The organism is Streptococcus sp. FDAARGOS_256 (genome assembly GCF_002289235.2).
In the GTDB taxonomy this organism is placed as follows: Bacteria; Bacillota; Bacilli; order Lactobacillales; family Streptococcaceae; genus Streptococcus.
The window spans coordinates 209,849-229,650 of the sequence record NZ_NTGM02000001.1; the positions used below are offsets into that span (position 1 = coordinate 209,849).

General features: G+C 42.6%; 21 protein-coding genes. 18 read left to right on the plus strand and 3 right to left on the minus strand.

Annotated elements, in window-relative coordinates; genetic code table 11:
• The first annotated feature begins 15 nt into the window (after positions 1–15).
• The 3 genes from A6J84_RS01240 to A6J84_RS01250 all read left to right on the plus strand — a co-directional run bounded on the left by A6J84_RS01240 (position 16) and on the right by A6J84_RS01250 (position 1,562).
• Positions 16–396 (plus strand): hypothetical protein, encoded by a 381-nt coding sequence (locus A6J84_RS01240; protein WP_070535016.1) that lies wholly within the window; start codon positions 16–18, stop codon positions 394–396.
• Positions 389–706: a hypothetical protein gene (locus A6J84_RS01245; protein WP_227743431.1), complete on the plus strand. Its 318-nt coding sequence runs from the start codon at positions 389–391 to the stop codon at positions 704–706. Before A6J84_RS01240 ends, A6J84_RS01245 begins: the two co-directional genes overlap by 8 nt.
• A 163-nt stretch (positions 707–869) precedes the next feature.
• Positions 870–1,562 (plus strand): phosphoglycerate mutase, encoded by a 693-nt coding sequence (locus tag A6J84_RS01250; protein ID WP_000240126.1) that lies wholly within the window; start codon positions 870–872, stop codon positions 1,560–1,562.
• Positions 1,563–1,687: 125 nt separating this feature from the next.
• Here the strand turns inward: A6J84_RS01250 and A6J84_RS01255 are convergent, their stop codons facing one another.
• Positions 1,688–2,260, minus strand: a complete 573-nt coding sequence (locus A6J84_RS01255) for a TetR/AcrR family transcriptional regulator (RefSeq protein WP_000250301.1) — start codon at positions 2,258–2,260, stop codon at positions 1,688–1,690.
• A 140-nt stretch (positions 2,261–2,400) separates the two neighbouring features.
• Between A6J84_RS01255 and A6J84_RS01260 the strand changes: the two genes are divergently transcribed.
• The 7 genes from A6J84_RS01260 (at position 2,401) to A6J84_RS01290 (ending at position 10,160) form a co-directional block, all read left to right on the plus strand.
• Positions 2,401–3,102: an ABC transporter ATP-binding protein gene (locus tag A6J84_RS01260; protein ID WP_000323378.1), complete on the plus strand. Its 702-nt coding sequence runs from the start codon at positions 2,401–2,403 to the stop codon at positions 3,100–3,102.
• 1 nt (position 3,103) lies between these two features.
• The gene (locus tag A6J84_RS01265; protein WP_000754606.1) at positions 3,104–5,803 is read left to right on the plus strand and encodes an FtsX-like permease family protein; all 2,700 of its coding nucleotides are present in this window, start codon (positions 3,104–3,106) and stop codon (positions 5,801–5,803) included.
• Positions 5,804–5,947: 144 nt separating this feature from the next.
• The gene (rpsO, locus tag A6J84_RS01270; protein ID WP_001018251.1) at positions 5,948–6,217 is read left to right on the plus strand and encodes a 30S ribosomal protein S15; all 270 of its coding nucleotides are present in this window, start codon (positions 5,948–5,950) and stop codon (positions 6,215–6,217) included.
• Positions 6,218–6,653: 436 nt separating this feature from the next.
• On the plus strand, positions 6,654–7,700 hold the full coding sequence (locus A6J84_RS01275; RefSeq protein ID WP_095725875.1) for a FecCD family ABC transporter permease: 1,047 nt from the start codon (positions 6,654–6,656) through the stop codon (positions 7,698–7,700).
• Position 7,701: 1 nt separating this feature from the next.
• Entirely contained in the window at positions 7,702–8,457 is a 756-nt protein-coding gene (locus A6J84_RS01280) for an ABC transporter ATP-binding protein (protein WP_095725876.1), read from the plus strand.
• A 19-nt stretch (positions 8,458–8,476) separates the two neighbouring features.
• Positions 8,477–9,487: an ABC transporter substrate-binding protein gene (locus A6J84_RS01285; RefSeq protein WP_000753261.1), complete on the plus strand. Its 1,011-nt coding sequence runs from the start codon at positions 8,477–8,479 to the stop codon at positions 9,485–9,487.
• On the plus strand, positions 9,468–10,160 hold the full coding sequence (locus A6J84_RS01290) for an alpha/beta hydrolase-fold protein (protein ID WP_095725877.1): 693 nt from the start codon (positions 9,468–9,470) through the stop codon (positions 10,158–10,160). Before A6J84_RS01285 ends, A6J84_RS01290 begins: the two co-directional genes overlap by 20 nt.
• Before the next feature lie 42 nt (positions 10,161–10,202).
• On the opposite strand, the gene A6J84_RS01295 is transcribed toward A6J84_RS01290, so the two are convergent.
• On the minus strand, positions 10,203–10,952 hold the full coding sequence (locus tag A6J84_RS01295) for a lysophospholipid acyltransferase family protein (RefSeq protein WP_095725878.1): 750 nt from the start codon (positions 10,950–10,952) through the stop codon (positions 10,203–10,205).
• Between the two features lie 132 nt (positions 10,953–11,084).
• Here A6J84_RS01295 and A6J84_RS01300 point away from each other — a divergent pair, with 132 nt between their 5' ends.
• The 6 genes from A6J84_RS01300 to A6J84_RS01325 all read left to right on the plus strand — a co-directional run bounded on the left by A6J84_RS01300 (position 11,085) and on the right by A6J84_RS01325 (position 18,192).
• Complete coding sequence (locus A6J84_RS01300; protein WP_095725879.1) at positions 11,085–13,421, plus strand: cation-translocating P-type ATPase; 2,337 nt, start codon at positions 11,085–11,087, stop codon at positions 13,419–13,421.
• A gap of 101 nt (positions 13,422–13,522) precedes the next feature.
• Positions 13,523–14,200 carry a tRNA (adenine(22)-N(1))-methyltransferase gene (locus A6J84_RS01305; protein WP_095725880.1) on the plus strand — a complete coding sequence of 226 codons (678 nt, stop codon included), beginning with the start codon at positions 13,523–13,525 and terminating at the stop codon, positions 14,198–14,200.
• The gene (locus A6J84_RS01310) at positions 14,187–14,984 is read left to right on the plus strand and encodes a Nif3-like dinuclear metal center hexameric protein (RefSeq protein WP_095725881.1); all 798 of its coding nucleotides are present in this window, start codon (positions 14,187–14,189) and stop codon (positions 14,982–14,984) included. Before A6J84_RS01305 ends, A6J84_RS01310 begins: the two co-directional genes overlap by 14 nt.
• 16 nt (positions 14,985–15,000) lie before the next feature.
• The gene (locus A6J84_RS01315) at positions 15,001–16,104 is read left to right on the plus strand and encodes an NAD(P)/FAD-dependent oxidoreductase (RefSeq protein WP_185758136.1); all 1,104 of its coding nucleotides are present in this window, start codon (positions 15,001–15,003) and stop codon (positions 16,102–16,104) included.
• 101 nt (positions 16,105–16,205) lie between these two features.
• Positions 16,206–17,225 (plus strand): UDP-glucose 4-epimerase GalE, encoded by a 1,020-nt coding sequence (galE, locus tag A6J84_RS01320; RefSeq protein WP_095725883.1) that lies wholly within the window; start codon positions 16,206–16,208, stop codon positions 17,223–17,225.
• A gap of 1 nt (position 17,226) precedes the next feature.
• Positions 17,227–18,192 carry a glycosyltransferase family 2 protein gene (locus A6J84_RS01325; RefSeq protein ID WP_095726477.1) on the plus strand — a complete coding sequence of 322 codons (966 nt, stop codon included), beginning with the start codon at positions 17,227–17,229 and terminating at the stop codon, positions 18,190–18,192.
• 74 nt (positions 18,193–18,266) lie between these two features.
• On the opposite strand, the gene A6J84_RS01330 is transcribed toward A6J84_RS01325, so the two are convergent.
• Complete coding sequence (locus A6J84_RS01330) at positions 18,267–18,470, minus strand: ferredoxin (protein WP_002874767.1); 204 nt, start codon at positions 18,468–18,470, stop codon at positions 18,267–18,269.
• A 45-nt stretch (positions 18,471–18,515) separates the two neighbouring features.
• Between A6J84_RS01330 and A6J84_RS01335 the strand changes: the two genes are divergently transcribed.
• Both A6J84_RS01335 and cmk read left to right on the plus strand, forming a co-directional pair.
• The gene (locus A6J84_RS01335; RefSeq protein ID WP_044020443.1) at positions 18,516–19,022 is read left to right on the plus strand and encodes an SAG1386/EF1546 family surface-associated protein; all 507 of its coding nucleotides are present in this window, start codon (positions 18,516–18,518) and stop codon (positions 19,020–19,022) included.
• 9 nt (positions 19,023–19,031) lie between these two features.
• Positions 19,032–19,706, plus strand: coding sequence for a (d)CMP kinase (gene cmk, locus A6J84_RS01340; protein ID WP_084881698.1), 675 nt, complete (start codon positions 19,032–19,034; stop codon positions 19,704–19,706).
• Positions 19,707–19,802: the final 96 nt, after the last annotated feature.

The following is a 19,802-nucleotide window of genomic DNA, read 5'->3' on the forward strand; positions in this document are numbered from 1 at the left end:
GAGAAGGAGGTTTTTATGGAGAGAGATAGATTGGTTCGACTCAATTGGAGACTGGGCATGCTGGCAGGAGTGACCTTACTTTTTGGGCCTGTCCTACGATTTTTGCTATCCTACACTGGGGCTCTCATCTATAAAGATCCTTCAAAGATGTTGGTCGTAACGGTTGCCTTTTCCTTGCTCCTGACATTTTTTAAGATTTTAATGATTGCATTAGGGACCTTTATGTTAATCTATTTTGAAGAAGATCAACAACTTCGAAAGCTGCCTTCTATTCTATTTATCATTGGTGGCGTGCTGGGATTTCTTTCAGCGACTGAGTGGATAGGAGGATTTCTAATCATTAAAGGTGCTGTTTCTTTTGCTAAATTTTTGAAAGAAGTTCGTGGCCTTGTCTGAAAGTCTAGTGAAACAATCCGTTGGAGGGTTGTTTTTTCATTTAATGAATTATCTAATGATTCAAAACTCATTTATCGGAGGTTTGATATTAGCTGCTTATGGTGTATTAACAGTACTAAGTGCTTTTCAAACTCTACTAGTTTTGCATCTTACTTCTGGTGGAACACATGTTGTCAGTGTGGTAGTATTTGAAAAAGCTAATCTTGAAAATTGCAAAGAAACAATTGAAGGTCTAATTCATAATCGTTACAATGATACTAATGTAACTAAGAATACTGATCGTATAATTGATGCTTTAAATAAAAAATAATTGCAATCGTTTCTTGATTGAATATCGCGAATTAATAATAACTAGATGAGAGGACACTGTTCTCTCTTTTTAGTTGATTTTAACTAGCTTTTTTGTGAAAAATTGTGTAAAATAGAATAGATAAACGAGGGCAACCTCGAAAAATAAAAGGAGAATCCATCTAATGGTAAAATTGGTTTTTGCTCGCCACGGTGAGTCTGAATGGAACAAAGCTAACCTTTTCACTGGTTGGGCTGATGTTGATTTGTCTGAAAAAGGAACACAACAAGCGATTGACGCTGGTAAATTGATCAAAGAAGCTGGTATCGAATTTGACCAAGCTTACACTTCAGTATTGAAACGTGCGATCAAAACAACAAACTTGGCTCTTGAAGCGGCTGACCAATTGTGGGTTCCAGTTGAAAAATCATGGCGCTTGAACGAACGTCACTACGGTGGTTTGACTGGTAAAAACAAAGCTGAAGCTGCTGAACAATTTGGTGATGAGCAAGTTCACATCTGGCGTCGTTCATACGATGTATTGCCTCCAAACATGGACCGTGATGATGAGCATTCAGCTCACACTGACCGTCGTTACGCTTCACTTGACGATTCAGTTATCCCAGATGCTGAAAACTTGAAAGTGACTTTGGAACGTGCCCTTCCATTCTGGGAAGACAAAATCGCTCCAGCACTTAAAGATGGTAAAAACGTATTCGTAGGAGCTCACGGTAACTCAATCCGTGCCCTTGTAAAACACATCAAACGCTTGTCAGACGACGAAATCATGGACGTGGAAATCCCTAACTTCCCACCATTGGTATTCGAATTCGACGAAAAATTGAATGTAGTTTCTGAATACTACCTTGGAAAATAATCTATAAACAGAAAGCCTAGGAATTCCTAGGCTTTTTTGTATCTAAGTTTAAAAAAAGGCAATTTAGCTAATTGAAAAAGTATAAAATGAGAGGATATAGCTTATGAAATAGTAAGTTGTATGAATTAATCTTCTTTTGATTCGTAGCTCCAGTGTTCGTAGTTATAGGTTGATAAGATTATATCCGTGATTTCTTCCGGTTCTTCTTGAGCTCCCCCAGCAATCCAAAGAGAAATAATTCCTTCAATACTTGATAAGAAGATTTCCAAAGCGTATTTGTGAGGAATTTGGAAGTTTTCAGATAAGAAATGACGAGTCTTTTCTTTTTGATTTTCAGTTAGAATAATGCTACTTAGAAATTCACGAATTGCACCACGAAAGTCTATGTAATGACTTTGGGACAAGGCGTTAATAAGGCGTTCGTTCGAACGTAATATATAGAAGTTGGCTAACATAAACTTTCTAGGCGATTCTCTTTCTTTTTCTAAAAAAATGTAGAGCTGGGAAATAATTTCACTTTTAAAACTGTCAATCATTTGATATTTGTCTTCATAGTGTAGATAGAAAGTTCCCCTATTAATCCCTGCGCGTTTACAGAGTTTACTAATTGATATATTTTCAAATTTCTCCTCTGATAGCAACTGAATCAAAGCTTCCTTGATGTCTTCCTTAGTAGTAGTTTTTCGTTTCTGAACCATTTCTCTTCCTTTTTCTTAAATCAACACTTTGTTGATTTTTGATTATTGCTTTTTGACTTAGCCCATTATATAATATTTGTGATTTAGAATCAACACCTTGTTGATTTAAGGAAACGAGCTTTGAAAAGGAGATAAACGATATGGCTTATATTGAAATGAAACACAGCTACAAGCGTTATCAGGTTGGGGATACGGAGATTGTGGCTAATCATGATGTGAATTTTGAAATTGAAAAGGGGGAGCTGGTTATTATCCTTGGTGCTTCAGGTGCTGGAAAATCAACCGTTCTCAATCTCCTAGGAGGTATGGATACCAATGATGAGGGGGAGATTTGGATCGATGGTGCCAATATTGCCAACTATAGTTCGCACCAGAGAACAAACTATCGTCGTGAAGATGTAGGTTTTGTTTTTCAGTTTTATAATCTAGTTTCCAATCTGACAGCCAAGGAAAATGTGGAACTGGCTTCAGAAATCGTGACAGATGCCTTAGAACCTGAGCAGGTCTTGACAGATGTAGGTTTGGCTCATCGCCTCAATAATTTTCCAGCCCAGCTTTCTGGAGGGGAGCAACAGCGAGTCTCCATTGCACGCGCTGTAGCCAAAAATCCTAAAATTCTCCTCTGTGATGAACCGACTGGTGCCTTGGATTACCAGACGGGGAAGCAAGTCTTGAAGATTCTCCAAGACATGTCTCGTCGAAAAGGAGCGACGGTGATTATCGTGACCCACAATGGTGCGCTAGCTCCTATTGCAGATCGCGTGATTCATATGCGCGATGCTACAGTTAAGAGCATGACGATCAATGAGCATCCGCAGGATATCGATACATTGGAGTATTAGCATGAAAAAAACATATCGAAAAGACCTATTTCAGTCAGTGACGACTTCAAAGGGACGCTTTGTTTCTATCTTGACCTTGATGATGCTGGGTTCTTTAGCCCTAGTAGGTCTTAAAGTAGCCAGTCCAAACATGGAACGCACGGCAGGGGATTATCTCCGTAAAGCCAATACCCTGGATCTGGCCGTAATAGCTGATTATGGCTTGGACAAAGAAGACCAAGACGAACTAAAGACCCTTCAAGGAGCAAGTGTTGAGTTTGGCTATATGGTAGACCTAACCGTTGAAAATGGTGAGGAAGCAGTTCGACTTTATTCCAAACCAGAGAGCATTTCAACCTTCCAAGTGACAGAAGGGCGACTGCCAGAGACAAATGAGGAAATTGCCCTAGCCGACTTCTGGAAAGACCGCTATCAGATTGGGCAGACCATTACCTTTACTAAGAAAGAAGAAAAGTCCATCGTAAAATCCCAAACTTTTACAATTACTGGATTTGTTGAGTCGGGTGAGATTCTTTCTAAAGAAGATTTAGGAAGTGCTAGTAGTGGAAATGGCAACCTGACTGGCTATGGAGTAATTTTACCCAGTCAGTTTGACTCAGATGTTTATAGTATTGCGCGTGTGCGCTATGACGATTTAAAAAATCTGGATACTTTTTCATCAGACTATAAGACCAAACGAGCCCAACATCAGGAAGAGTTGCAAGACTTACTTGCTGATAATGGTCAAAAAAGATTGGCAAGTATCAAATCAAATGGGCAAAAGAGCTTGGAAGAGGGCAAAGAACAGCTCCAAACTGCTGAAAGCAACCTTGAAAATGGCAAGAGTCAGTTAGAGCAGGCCGAAAGTCGCTTGAAAACGCAAGAAGAACAAGCGACCGCTTTACCAGAACCGCAAAAGAGTCAAATCGAGGGACAGCTGACAAAAGCTAAGGAAGAACTGGCGACAAAAAAAGAAAAACTGGCTCAGACAGAGAGTGATCTAACTAAGGAAAAAGAGAAGCTTGAACAGCGTCAGAAAGAGCTTGATGAACTGGCAGAGCCGAAATACCACGTATACAATCGCCAAACCATGCCAGGTGGTCAAGGCTACCTCATGTACAGCAATGCATCATCAAGCATTCGTTCAGTCGGAAATATCTTCCCAGTGGTGCTATATATGGTCGCTGCAATGGTGACCTTTACAACGATGACTCGCTTTGTAGATGAAGAACGCACCAATGCAGGTATTTTCAAGGCCTTGGGTTACCGCAACCGAGATATTGTTGCCAAGTTTGTCCTCTATGGTTTTCTTGCAGGAACTGTGGGAACCATTATAGGAACACTTCTTGGACATTATCTTCTTGCAGGGGTGATTTCAGATGTTATAACAGCTGGGATGGTTGTTGGAAAAAGTCACGAGTATTTCTATTGGTCTTATAGTATCCTTGCCCTAGCCTTGAGTTGGGTATCTAGTGTTTTGCCGGCTTATCTGGTGGCGCGAAGGGAGTTGCACGATGAAGCAGCCCAACTCTTACTTCCCAAACCTCCCGTTAAGGGATCAAAGATTTTGCTGGAACGACTGAGCTTTATTTGGAGTCGTTTGAGTTTTACTCATAAGGTTACGGCAAGAAATATCTTTCGTTATAAGCAACGGATGCTGATGACCATTTTTGGAGTTGTAGGTTCAGTTGCTCTCTTATTTGCTGGTCTTGGTATTCAGTCATCTGTGGGAGGAGTTTCCGAACGCCAATTTGAACAAATCCAGCAATACCAGATGATTGTAGCAGAAAAGAGCAGTGCAACGGAGCAAGAAAAAGCAGATCTGGAAAGTGCCTTGCAAGCTGAATCGATCCACGCTTATCAAAAGATTTACTCTAAATCCATTGAAAAAGATTTCAAAGGAAAAGCAGGACTTCAAACCATCACCATGATGGTTACTAGTGGAGAAGACTTCAATCCCTTTATCACATTAGAGGAAAATGGGCGAGAGTTGCAGGTCACTAATGGAGCGGTCGTGAGTCAAAAATTAGCCCAATTAGCAAGTGTTACGGTTGGAGACAAGCTGGAGCTTGACGGGAAGGAAATCAAGGTTGCGGCTATTTCTGAAAACTATGTTGGACACTTTGTTTATCTAAACCGTGCGACTTACGAACAAGTCTATGGAACCAGTCCGCAAGACAATACCTACCTAGTAAAATTAAAAGACCCAACACCTTCCAATACGGAGAAAGAAGCGGCTACTTTCATGGGAAAAGCTGCTGTTTCTGGGGTCGTCCAAAATGCAACGGCTATCCATCTCTTTGAATCTGTAGCCAATTCTCTCAATAAAACCATGGCAATCCTTGTCCTTGTTTCCGTCTTACTAGCCATTGTCATTCTTTACAATCTCACCAATATCAATGTGGAAGAACGTATCCGCGAACTTTCCACTATCAAGGTTCTCGGTTTCCACAATAAAGAAGTGACCCTCTATATCTACCGCGAGACCATAGTGCTATCCCTTGTGGGGATTGTTCTCGGTTTGGTAGCAGGCTACTATTTACATCAATTTTTGATACAAATGATTTCACCTGCCACCATACTCTTTTATCCTCAGGTCAGCTGGGAAGTCTATGCGCTTCCAATCGTCGCAGTGACGGTGATTTTGACTTTACTAGGTCTCTTTGTCAATCACCACTTGAGAAAGGTGGATATGCTTGAAGCCCTGAAATCAGTAGAGTAATTCAAGGTTTTAAACAGTAAATCAGTTGACAAAGTCTCTGCTTCTTGGTAGAATAAGAATTGTCGTAAAGACAAATAACTTCTTCTTGGTTACAGGCATGCCAACCTGTCACTCGGATGAAGCCAAATAAAAAGGAGAAACATCATGGCAATCTCAAAAGAGAAAAAAAATGAAATCATCGCACAATATGCACGTCACGAAGGTGATACAGGTTCAGTAGAGGTTCAAGTTGCTGTCCTTACTTGGGAAATCAACCACCTTAACGAACACATCAAACAACACAAAAAAGACCACGCTACTTACCGTGGATTGATGAAGAAAATCGGTCGCCGTCGTAACTTGCTTGCATACTTGCGTAAAAACGACGTTAACCGTTACCGTGAGTTAATCAACTCTCTTGGACTTCGTCGCTAATCTTGCGTCTAAAACGTTTCTATACTTCGTTGGCTTCAGCTCGATGTACCATTAGTACAATCTTCGCCTCGTCGCCTAGTCTATAAACGTTTTATCCAGCAAGACTTGAGCTCTCTGATATTCAGAGAGCTTTTTTACTTTTGTCACCCTACCTCGATATACTAAAGTATTATCTTCGGTTACGGTTTCTAGCACTGTAAGGTAAAATAAACCAAATCATCTCCCTTCGGGGAGATTTTTTATTTTCACTAGTTTTATAGTACAATCTTCGGCTTGTCGCCTAGTCTATAAACGTTTTAGCCCGAGCTCAAATCAGCTCTCTGACTTCAGAGGGCTTTTTCTATATATGTCTCTATCCTTGTCCATCTAATAGAAATATGGTATACTTTTTATGAGAATTTTCTAAATTTTTAAGATTCTATCAAAGGAGGTTTGCATGCTTTCCAAATTTTCTGGAAGCCGACGGGACCTGCAATTTGTGTTGTTTTTAGGTATTTTGTTAGCTGTTTTAGGGATTTCCCTCTTTCTAGCTGTTTCTATGGGATCCGTTGCGATTGATCTAGGCGATACCTATCGGATTATTTTGAGCAGGTTGGGTTTTCCTCTTGAGATGGGAGAGGTTTCCAAGTCTACTCTTGCCATTGTATGGAATATGAGGTTCCCCCGAGTATTGTTAGGCTTGATAGTAGGGGCTGGTCTTTCTATGTGTGGTAGCGTGATGCAGTCTACAGTGAACAATCCCATTGCTGAGCCCTATGTCTTAGGAATATCTGCGGGTGCAACTCTAGGTGCAACTTTGAGCATCATTCTTGGTTTAAAAGTGGTGATTAGCCTTGGAGCTTTTCTTGGAGCTATCTTGGCAACCATTGCTGTCCTCATCATTGCCTCTATGCAGGGCAGGATGACGACTTCTAGTCTGATCTTATCAGGAACGGTGGTCAATGCTCTCTTTCTGGCATTTTCCAATTTTATTATCTCAGTCGGCGCTAATGCGGACAGTGTGATGACCATTAAGTTTTGGACCATGGGTTCGCTTGCCGGAACTAACTGGTCTGACTTAGTCTTGCCAACTATAGTAGTAGGATTGGCCTTTCTATTTTTCTCTACTCAGTATCGTGTTTTTAATGCGATGATGATGGGAGATGAGGCTGCTTTAACGTTGGGGATTCCCTTACGCTTTTATTGGTATCTTTATGTGACCATGGTGGCTGTGCTGACAGCAGTCTTAGTGGCAACTTGTGGGATTATTGGATTTGTTGGTCTGATTACTCCCCACTTAGCTCGAGGGTTAGTAGGAACGAATTACAGGAGACTTTTTCCCGTTGCGACCTTACTGGGTGCCCTCTTTGTTATTTGGGCAGATGTACTCTCTCGTGTCATCATTCCCAATGCTGAGCTGCCGATTGGTATTTTCACAGCCTTAGTAGGTGCTCCCTTCTTTATCTACATTGTTGGAGGTAGGCGAAGGGAGGTGAGGGCCTGATATGGACTTGATTTGTCAGGATGTCCACTTTGGACTAGGAGAGAAAAAAATCCTCAAAGGAGTTTCTCTTAAGGTTGAGGGGCATCAATTTCATACGATATTAGGGCCAAATGGAAGTGGAAAAACCAGCCTGCTTAAACTCCTCTATCGTCAGGAAAAGGCGGACAAAGGCTTGTTAAGCTTAGATGGAAAGCCTTTGGAACATTGGTCACTCAAAGAAACAGCTAAGCAGATGGCGGTCGTCACCCAGTTTAATCAATTGCAGTTTGATTGTACAGTTGAGGAAATCGTCTTGCTGGGAAGGACTCCACACCTCTCTTTTTTACAGAAGGAAAAGGAAAGGGATTATGCCCTCGTTCAAGATGCTCTCGTCAAGGTGGATATGCTTGAGAAGAAAACTCGTCTCTATTCGTCTCTTTCAGGTGGGGAGAAACAGCGAGTCTTATTAGCACGCGCCTTGGCGCAAGAACCGACTCTCTTGCTCCTGGACGAGCCAACCAATCACCTGGATATCAAGTACCAGTTAGACTTGCTGGCCATTGTGAAGAATCTCAAGGTCAATGTTCTAGCTGTCCTGCATGATATTCAACTTGCTTGTCGCTATTCGGATTATCTCTATCTGATGAAAGAGGGGGAAATCCTTTACCAAGGGACTCCAAAGGAGACCATCACCCCTGAGTCATTGCAAACTGTATATGGAGTTCAAAGTCAGGTTACTTGGACCGAGGATCAGCAAGCCATGATTCACTATTTATAAGAATGAAAAGGAAAACAAGATGAAAAAAACACTAAGCATTTTACTCGTAACAGTAGCTACCCTAACCATGGCAGCTTGTGGTAACACTACTACAGAAAAAGCTACCACGCAGTCTAGCACAGAAACAAGTCAAAAGGCCAGCACAGAGACGACTTATCCGTTAACGGTTAAAACCTATGATGTTAAGGGAAATGAAGTCGAACAAGTCTTTGACAAGGCACCTGAAAAAGTTATCACCAACAATCTTTCAACAACTGAAATCTTATTGGAGTTGGGCTTGAAGGATAAAATTGCTGGCATGCTCAACCCTGACAATGCTGTAACAGACAAATACAAGGACGCGATTGCGACCATTCCTCAAATCGGTGATAAAAAAACAGTCTCTCAAGAGACAGTCCTTTCTTATGAGCCAGATGCGGTGATGGGTCGAAACATGATGTTTTCAGAAAAATCCTTGGGAACAGTTAGCGCTTGGAATGAAAACAAAATCCCAGTCTATACGCAAAAAGCTTCTCTCTCAACGATTCAGCAAGATTTGGGAAATATCGTAGAAGATGTCAAAAATCTTGGAATGATTTTCAATGTTCAGGACAAGGCTAATGAATACGCAGCCCAATTACAAGCTAAAATTGACGCTGTTAAGAAAGCAAATCCAACAAGCCAAGGTGAAAAGAAAAAGGCTTTGATTATGGTTGCTTATAATGACGAAACCTTCGGTGCTTACAAGTCTGCTTTGCAAGAGAGCCTTCTAAATCAACTTGGTTATACCAACGTTGCAACGGGAACATCAGGTTTGACCTTGGAAAATCTCGTGTCAATGGATCCTGAGTTGATTATCTATGTAACCAGCGACCGCAATAAAAAATTGGATGCTAACGCAGTAGAGTTGATGAAGGCAAATGAAGTTTTGGAAAATGTTCCTGCTATTAAGAATCAAAAAATCATGACCATTTCTTACGATGAGTTAATGGACTATGGTCCAGCAGTGATTGATTCCCTTGAGAAAATCAATGACTTTATCAATAAATAATGAGTTTGACTGGGAAGGGATCCAAGTCAAGGTCAGCCTTCCTTCGACTTATGATCCCAACCAAACCTATCCAGCTGTTCTCTTGAATGATGGAAACTTGGATTTCCTATCTTCCCTTTCTGAATCTGTGATTTTAGTGGGCTTGACCTCTAAAAATCGCCTAGATGACTACACACCCTGGAAGGCCTCTGCTCTGAGAGAGGGGGCTCCGGATTTTGGCGGTCAGGCAAATACCTATCATAGTCATTTATTTGGAGATCTTTTAGATAAGTTGCAGTCGCTTTATCGTCTGGACAAAAATCGCCTTGCTTATGGAGGCTACTCACTAGGTGGTTTGGCGGCAGTATACAGTCTTTTCAGCTTTGACAAGGTCTCCTGTATCTTCTCTATCTGCGGTTCCTTTTGGTTTCCTGATTTTGTGACTTATTGCAGGGAAGAAGAGGTGAAAAATTTGGACTGTTTACTGTATTTACAGAATGGTCAAACAGAAGGAGCCCATCATACCAATCGCTTGGCTCAAGCACCAGTTTATGCTGAGCAGATCCATACTAGTCTTCAGAAACGTTATCCGACTGGTCAGTTTGTCTTTGATCCCTATGGGCATCATGAGCAAGTGGCTGAGCGATTTCTAGCCTTTTCCAACTGGTTGGCTCAAAAATGGAAAATTGCATAAAAGAAATATCCCTTGGTAAAAGCCAAGGGATATTTGTATTTTTTAACCAAGAGACTCTCTCTTCTTATCTGGATTCCAGATAAAGCTTGCAATGAAGGTAAAGATAATCGTTAGGATACCAACAATCACAGCAAGGATGAGGGCTGGGATGCGGACAAACCACCAGAGTGGGTTTGGTTTTTTATCATTGTGCCATTGCTTGGTTTCTTCGTCCAAACGTTGGAATTCAGCTTGGATGCGGTCTGCAACCATTTCGATTCCTTCATCATTCATTTTCTTGATGTCTGAGATATCGATAGGATTTCCAAAGTTCATATCCACACGTTCACGGCTTATCAAGCCTTTCAAAGTCATAGGACCTGTGTAGGTAACCGGCATGATACGAACCTTAGCCATTTTAGCAATCAAGGCTACTCCACCCTTGACATCGTTTGAGTGACGGCTCCCGCTTGGGAACATGATGAGAGAGCGGTCGCTTTTTTTGAGGACGTTGATAGGGTACTTGATGGCAGAGGCATTAGGTTTTTCTCGGTCGATAGGAAAGGCGCCACACATACGGATCCACCAGCCAAAGATACGGTTGTTAAACAGCTCTTTTTTGGCCATAAAGATGAACTGTTTTGGTTTGGTCGCAAAGGCCATATAAACAGGATCCCACCAGGTACGATGAGGTGCGACGAGGATATAGTTTTCGTCTCGGCTAGGGATTTTATCAGTATTGTGATAGTGGGCATTGCCATTGATGGACCACAAGATCAGCATGACTAGTCCACGCAAATAAGTATAAAACATGAGATCTCCTTCGATTGTATTGCTTTTATTATTATACCTTATCAAAAGACTGCTGGCAAACTTTTTCAGTTATCAGCCAACAGTTTTAGATGGGATTAGAATTCTTTAAAAAAAAATGATATGATAGAGTTTATGGATAAAAATAAGATTATGGGATTAACCCAAAGAGAAGTCAAGGAAAGACAGGCTCAAGGTTTGGTCAATGACTTTACCGCTTCAGCCAGTACCAGTACTTGGCAAATCTTCAAACGAAATGTTTTTACACTTTTTAACGCATTAAACTTTGTTATTGCCCTAGCGCTGGCCTTTGTGCAGGCTTGGAGCAATCTGGTCTTCTTTGCCGTTATCTGCTTTAACGCTTTTTCTGGGATTTTGACCGAGCTGCGAGCCAAACACATGGTGGACAAGCTCAATCTCATGACCAAGGAAAAGGTCAAAACCATTCGTGATGGACAGGAAGTTGCCCTCAATCCTGAAGAATTGGTGCTAGGAGACGTTATTCGTTTGTCTGCTGGGGAGCAGATTCCTAGTGATGCTCTGGTTCTGGAAGGATTTGCGGAAGTCAATGAAGCTATGTTGACGGGTGAGAGTGATTTGGTGCAAAAAGAAGTGGATGCCTTGCTTTTATCAGGGAGTTTCCTAGCCAGTGGCGCAGTTTTGGCTCAAGTTCACCATGTAGGGGCAGACAATTATGCTTCCAAACTCATGCTAGAAGCTAAGACAGTGAAACCGATCAACTCCCGTATCATGAAATCGCTGGACAAACTAGCTGGTTTTACTGGGAAGATTATCATTCCCTTTGGTTTAGCCCTCCTGCTAGAAGCCTTGATGTTAAAGGGCTTGCCCCTCAAGTCATCCGTTGTAAATTCGTCAACAGCCCTTTTGGGTATGTTGCCCAAGGGAATCGCCCTTTTGACCATAACTTCGCTCTTGACTGCGGTGATCAAGCTGGGCTTGAAAAAGGTCTTAGTGCAGGAGATGTACTCTGTTGAGACCTTGGCGCGCGTGGATATGCTTTGTCTGGACAAAACGGGGACCATCACCCAAGGAAAGATGCAGGTGGAGGCTGTTCTTCCTCTGATGGAAACTTATGGTGATGAGGCTATTGCCAGCATTTTGACTAGCTATATCGCTCATAGTGAGGATAAAAATCCAACAGCTCAAGCCATTCGCCAGCGTTTCCAAGGACAGGTTGCCTATCCTGCGATCTCGAATCTTCCTTTCTCAAGCGACCGCAAGTGGGGAGCTATGGAATTAGAAGGGCTAGGAACGGTTTTCTTAGGGGCGCCTGAGATATTGTTGGACTCTGAAGTCCCAGAAGCCAGAGAGGCTTTAGAGAGAGGTTCACGTGTCTTGGTCTTGGCCCTCAGTCAGGAAAAACTAGATCATCACAAACCACAGAAACCGTCTGACATTCAGGCCCTCGCCTTGCTGGAAATCTTGGACCCGATTCGAGAAGGAGCAGCTGAGACGCTGGACTATCTCCGTTCCCAGGAAGTAGGTCTCAAGATTATCTCTGGCGACAATCCCGTTACAGTATCCAGCATTGCCCAGAAGGCTGGTTTTGCAGACTATCACAGCTATGTAGATTGTTCAAAAATCACGGATGAGGAATTGATTGCCATGGCTGAAGAGACAGCTATTTTCGGACGTGTTTCCCCTCATCAAAAGAAACTCATCATCCAAACTCTGAAAAAAGCAGGGCATACAACGGCAATGACAGGGGATGGTGTCAATGATATCCTAGCTCTCCGCGAAGCAGATTGTTCTATCGTTATGGCTGAAGGAGATCCTGCGACTCGTCAGATTGCTAATCTGGTTCTCTTGAACTCTGACTTTAATGATGTTCCTGAGATTCTCTTTGAAGGCCGTCGTGTGGTTAATAATATCGCCCACATCGCACCGATTTTCTTGATTAAAACTATCTATTCCTTCCTGTTAGCAGTTATCTGTATCGCCAGTGTTCTTCTGGGACGGTCTGAGTGGATTTTGATTTTCCCTTTCATTCCGATCCAGATTACCATGATCGACCAATTCGTGGAAGGGTTCCCACCATTCGTTCTGACTTTTGAGCGAAATATCAAGCCTGTTGAGCCAAACTTCCTCAGAAGATCCATGCTTCGTGCCCTACCAAGTGCCCTCATGGTCGTGTTCAGCGTTCTTTTTGTCAAAATCTTTGGAGCTAGTCAAGGTTGGTCTGAGTTAGAAATCTCAACCCTACTCTATTATCTCCTTGGGTCTATCGGTTTCTTATCCGTATTTAGAGCCTGCATGCCATTTACCCTCTGGCGTGTCCTCTTGATTGTCTGGTCAGTAGGAGGCTTCCTAGCCACAGCCCTCTTCCCAATGATTCAAAAGTTGCTTGAAATTTCAACCTTGACAGGACAAACGTTGCCTGTTTACCTTGTCATGATGGCTGTCTTTACTGTGATTTTCATTCTAACCAGTCGCTACCAAACTAGAAAATAAAGAAAGACTGCAATCTGTGTATTGCGGTCTTTTTAGGTGCAAGATTGCTAGCTGAAATGTGGTATAATAAGAGGTAATAGAGTTTTGGAAAGTGAGAGAAGATGATTTCAAAGAGATTAGAATTGGTGGCGTCCTTTGTGCCACAAGGTGCCATTTTACTAGATGTGGGAAGTGACCATGCTTATCTGCCAATTGACTTGGTTGAAAGAGGCCAAATCAAAAGCGCTATTGCAGGGGAAGTGGTGGAAGGACCCTACCAGTCAGCGGTCAAAAATGTTGAGGCTCACGGCTTAAAGGAGAAAATCCAAGTTCGTTTAGCCAATGGCTTGGCAGCCTTTGAAGAGGAAGACCAAGTGTCGGTCATCACCATTGCTGGTATGGGTGGCCGTTTGATTGCTACCATATTGCAAGAAGGTTTGGGCAAGATAGCTAATGTAGAACGTTTGATCCTCCAGCCCAATAATCGTGAAGACGACTTGCGCATCTGGCTACAGGGCAACGATTTTCAGATTGTGGCAGAAAGCATTCTAGAAGAAGCTGGCAAATTCTACGAGATTTTAGTGGTGGAAGCTGGACAAATGAAGCTATCAGCAAGTGATGTCCGTTTTGGACCTATCTTGTCCAAAGAAGTCAGTCCAGTCTTTGTCCAAAAATGGCAAAAAGAAGCAGCTAAGCTAGAATTTGCTTTTAGCCAAATCCCAGAAAAAAATATGGAGGAACGTCAAGTTCTTGTAGATAAAATTCAAGCCATCAAGGAGGTGCTCCATGCTAGCAAGTGAAGTAATTAGAGCTTATGAAGCCTTTTGTCCCCAGGAATTTTCCATGGAGGGAGACAGCCGTGGCCTGCAAATCGGTACTTTAGACAAGGATATCCAAAGGGTCATGGTAGCTCTCGATATTCGTGAAGAAACGGTGGCTGAAGCCATTGAAAAGGGTGTGGATTTGATTATCGTTAAGCACGCGCCAATTTTCCGTCCTATCAAGGATCTGGTAGCCAGCCGTCCGCAAAATCAGATTTACATCGACCTGATCAAGCATGACATTGCCGTTTATGTCAGCCATACTAATATCGATATTGTAGAGAATGGTCTCAATGACTGGTTCTGCCAGATGCTAGGCATTGAGGAGACGACTTATCTCCAGGAAACAGGCCCAGAACGTGGGATTGGGCGTATTGGTGACATTCAACCACAGACTTTTGGAGCATTTGCTCAGTATGTCAAGCAAGTCTTTGGTCTTGATAGTCTTCGCATGGTGCATTATCAAGAGAGTGATTTGAAGAAGCCTATTTCAAGAGTGGCCATCTGTGGTGGCAGTGGGCAGTCTTTCTACTCTGATGCTTTAGCAAAGGGGGCAGATGTTTATATCACTGGCGATATCTACTATCACACAGCTCAGGATATGCTGTCTGATGGCCTGTTAGCGCTGGACCCAGGTCACTATATCGAAGTGCTTTTTGTGGAAAAAATCGCTGCACTTCTTACTCAATGGAAGGAAGAGAAGGGCTGGACAATCGATATTGTACCTAGTCAAGCATCGACCAATCCTTTCCACCATATCTAGTTAGAAGGTGAAGACAATGAAAAAAGTTGCCATTATTGGAGCAGGAATTGTGGGGGCAACAGCTGCCTACTACCTCTCTAAAGAAGCTGACCTAGAGGTGACCGTTTTTGACCATGGACAGGGGCAAGCAACCAAGGCTGCAGCAGGAATTATCAGTCCTTGGTTTTCCAAACGCCGTAATAAAGCCTGGTACAAGATGGCGCGCTTGGGGGCTGACTTTTATGTGGATTTGTTGGCTGATTTAGAAAAGTCAGGACAGGAAATCGACTTTTACCAGCGTTCGGGAGTTTTTCTCTTGAAAAAGGATGAATCCAAGTTAGAAGAACTCTATGAACTAGCACTCCAGCGTAGGGAAGAATCTCCCTTGATAGGTCAATTAGCCATTCTAGACCAAGCGTCTGCAAATGAATTATTCCCTGGTTTGCAGGGATTTGACCGCCTGCTCTATGCTTCTGGTGGAGCGAGAGTAGATGGCCACCTCTTAGTGACTCGTTTGCTAGAAGCCAGTCAAGTCAAGCTGGTCAAAGAAAAAGTGAGTCTGACACCTTTAGCATCAGGTTACCAGATTGGTGAAGAGATGTTTGATCAGGTTATTTTGGCGACAGGAGCTTGGTTGGGAGACATTTTGGAACCTTTAGGATATGAGGTAGATGTTCGTCCCCAAAAAGGACAACTCCGAGATTATCAGCTCTCCAAAGACCTAGCATCTCACCCTGTTGTCATGCCAGAAGGGGAGTGGGATTTGATCCCTTTTGTAGGTGGGAAATTGTCCTTGGGCGCCACCCATGAAAATGATATGGGATTTGATTTGACGGTAGATGAAACCTTGCTCCAACAAATGGAGGAGGCATCCTTACCCCACTATCCAGCCTTGGCAGAAGCGAAATCATCAGGTGAGCGTGTGGGAATTCGCGCCTATACCAGTGATTTCTCCCCTTTCTTTGGACAGGTGCCAGGCTTAGCGGGTGTTTATGCGGCTAGTGGTCTAGGTTCATCAGGTCTCACAACGGGTCCAATCATCGGGTATCATCTAGCTCAACTGGTCCAAGACAAGGAGTTGACCTTGGACCCAGTAAACTACCCAATTGCAAACTATGTCAACCGAGTAAAAAGCGAGTAAGATTTTACTGAAATTTTAGCAGGTAGTTTAGGATGTCAAATGACATTCCCTATCAAAAATGATAAAATAAGAAAAAATAATCCGAGAATCGAGGAAATAAGATGCAAGAAAAGATTTTGGTAACGGGTGGTGCCGGATTTATCGGAACCCACACTGTTATTGAGTTGATCCAAGCAGGTCATCAAGTGGTCGTGGTAGATAATCTTGTCAATAGCAATCGTAAAAGTTTAGAAGTTGTTGAAAGAATCACAGGAGTTGAGATTCCTTTTTATGAGGCAGATATCCGTGATACAGATACCCTCAGAGATATTTTCAAGCAGGAAGAACCGACTGGTGTGATTCACTTTGCTGGTCTGAAGGCTGTTGGCGAATCAACCCGTATCCCTCTTGCCTACTATGACAACAATATCGCTGGAACTGTCAGCCTGCTAAAAGCCATGGAAGAAAATAACTGTAAGAACATCATCTTCAGTTCTTCGGCGACAGTTTACGGAGACCCTCATACAGTACCAATCTTAGAAGATTTCCCACTTTCAGTGACCAATCCATACGGTCGTACCAAGCTCATGCTAGAGGAAATTTTGACCGATATCTACAAGGCAGACTCAGAATGGAACGTGGTATTACTTCGTTACTTTAACCCAATCGGAGCGCATGAAAGTGGAGACCTAGGAGAAAATCCAAATGGAATTCCAAACAATCTCTTACCTTATGTTGCACAAGTAGCAGTGGGCAAACTAGAGCAAGTGCAAGTATTTGGAGATGATTACGATACAGAAGATGGAACTGGTGTTCGTGACTATATCCATGTCGTCGATTTAGCTAAAGGTCACGTTGCAGCTTTGAAAAAACTCCAAAAAGGTTCAGGTCTTAACATTTATAACCTTGGAACTGGTAAAGGTTACTCCGTTCTTGAAATTATCCAAAATATGGAAAAAGCAGTGGGACGTCCTATTCCTTACCGCATCGTAGAACGCCGCCCAGGTGATATCGCTGCCTGCTACTCAGACCCAGCAAAAGCCAAAACAGAACTGGGATGGGAAGCAGAACTCGACATCACCCAAATGTGTGAAGACGCATGGCGTTGGCAAAGCAAGCATCCAAATGGATTTGAAGACTAAGATGATGATTTCAATCATTGTCCCATGTCTAAACGAAGAGGAAGTACTTCCTCTTTTTTATCAGTCTGTGGAAGCTCTGCTTCCTGACTTGGGAGCAGAAGTCGAATATGTATTTGTAGACGATGGCTCAAGTGATGGGACCTTGGAGCTTTTGAAGACCTATCGGGAGCAAAATCCTGCGGTCCGTTATGTCTCATTCTCACGAAATTTTGGGAAAGAGGCAGCCTTATACGCAGGCTTGCAACATGCAACTGGAGACTTGGTGGTCGTGATGGATGCAGACCTTCAGGATCCTCCTAGTATGCTACTTGAGATGAAGGCCTTACTAGACCAGAATGCAGACTTAGACTGTGTTGGGACACGGAGAACTAGTCGGGAGGGAGAACCATTTTTCCGCAGTTTCTGTGCCGACCTCTTTTACCGCCTCATGCAAAAAATTAGCCCAGTAGCCTTGCCCTCAGGTGTCCGTGATTTTCGCATGATGAGAAGATCTGTGGTAGATGCTATTTTAACCCTGACCGAGTCTAATCGTTTTTCTAAAGGACTCTTTGCCTGGGTGGGTTTTAAAACGCACTATCTGGACTATCCAAACGTTGAACGACAGGCTGGCAAGACCAGTTGGAGTTTTAGACAACTCTTTTTCTACTCGATTGAAGGGATTCTTAACTTTTCAGATTTCCCCTTGAGTATAGCCTTTGTAGCGGGACTTCTATCTTGTTTTCTTTCGTTTGTGATGACATTTTTTGTAGTGTTTCGGACTCTTATCTTGGGAAATCCGACATCTGGTTGGACGTCTTTGATGGCTGTCATTCTCTTTCTTGGAGGGATTCAACTCCTGACGATTGGGATTCTCGGTAAGTATATCAGTAAGATCTATCTAGAGACCAAAAAAAGACCACTCTATCTCATCAAAGAAAAAAGTGACCTTTCTATTATTGAAGGAAAAAATAACCAAAAAAGACTATAATTTTACCTAGAAATATGCTAAACTAGTAAGTGTGGGAAAAATGAGAAAAAACAATTATATTTATTCCCTGCTTCCTACGATGGATCTTTTAGGAGTGCACGTGTAGGACAATTTTTGATGGCCTCCAGAACATCGCTGGTCTCAGCGATTTCTCTTTGCAATTCAACTGGATCATCGTAAAATCGAACGATTCCATTATCATGGTAATCAAAGAGTTCAGAATAGGTTTGGCAAAGCCCGCAGGCGATGCACCGTTCGGGTATAAGTGTGACTTTCATATTTATATTGTAATAAGAAAATGTAAAAAAAACAAGGAGTAAGGTATGGAAAAAGAACCGTGGCAAGAAGATATTTACGAAAACAATGAGGAAGAAACAAGATCAGAGCGTCGACACCGGAAACAAAAAGGGAAAGGCGTTGTTGCGAATCGTGTCTTGACGGTTCTAGCTAGCCTCTTCTTTGTAATCGTTGTAGCAATGGTAGTTGTATTGATTTACCTATCAACCGGAGGAAGCAATCGTACTTCATCTTTGAAGGACTTCTATGATGCATCGTCTCCTTCTACAAGTTCAAGTTCTAAAGTGGAAGCATCATCATCTTCAAGTAGCAAGGTAGAGGAAACATCTTCTTCTGAATCAACACCTTCAGAAAGCAGTTCGGAAGAACATGCAGAGGGTGAAGGAACACTTACAGTACAGCCTGGAGAGGGAGAGGCAGCTCTTGCTCAGCGTGCAGGGATTTCCATTGCCCAGCTAGAGGCTCTAAATCCTTCTCACATGTCATCTGGATCTTGGTTTGCCAATCCAGGTGATGTGATTAAGACAAGATAGGAGTCGGTCATGAAGACAATTCAAATTGCTATCGATGGTCCAGCTTCGAGTGGCAAGAGTACGGTCGCAAAGATTGTCGCTAAGGATTTTGGTTATACTTATCTCGATACAGGTGCTATGTACCGTGCTGCGACTTATATAGCGCTCAAACACCAGTTGAATGCAGGAAATGTAGACCAACTTCTTGAGCTTCTTAACCAACACCCCATTAGTTTTGGTCGTTCAGAAACAGGTGAGCAACTTGTTTTTGTAGGGGATGTTGATATTACGCATCCGATTCGTGAAAATGAAGTGACCAACAAGGTTTCAAGCATTGCTGCCATTCCTGAAGTGCGTGAGAAACTGGTTTCGCTCCAGCAAGAGATTGCTCAGCAAGGCGGTATCGTCATGGATGGGCGTGATATCGGGACAGTTGTTTTACCACAAGCTGAACTCAAGATTTTCCTAGTGGCTTCTGTTGAAGAAAGAGCAGAGCGTCGTTACAAGGAAAATATTGCTAAAGGGATTGAGACTAACTTGGAAACGTTGAAAGAAGAGATTGCGGCGCGTGACTACAAGGATAGTCATCGTGAAACCTCACCTCTCAAACAGGCTGAGGATGCAGTTTACCTTGACACAACTGGACTAAGTATCCAAGAAGTGGTCGAAAAAATTGAATCAGAAGCAAAAAAATATATGTCCTAGGGACGAGAGGAGCAGGCTAGATGATGCCTGCTCCTTTTCTCTCTTTTGTGCGCGTTTCAAAACAGTCTTTTTGGGAGAATTTTGATAAAATAGTAA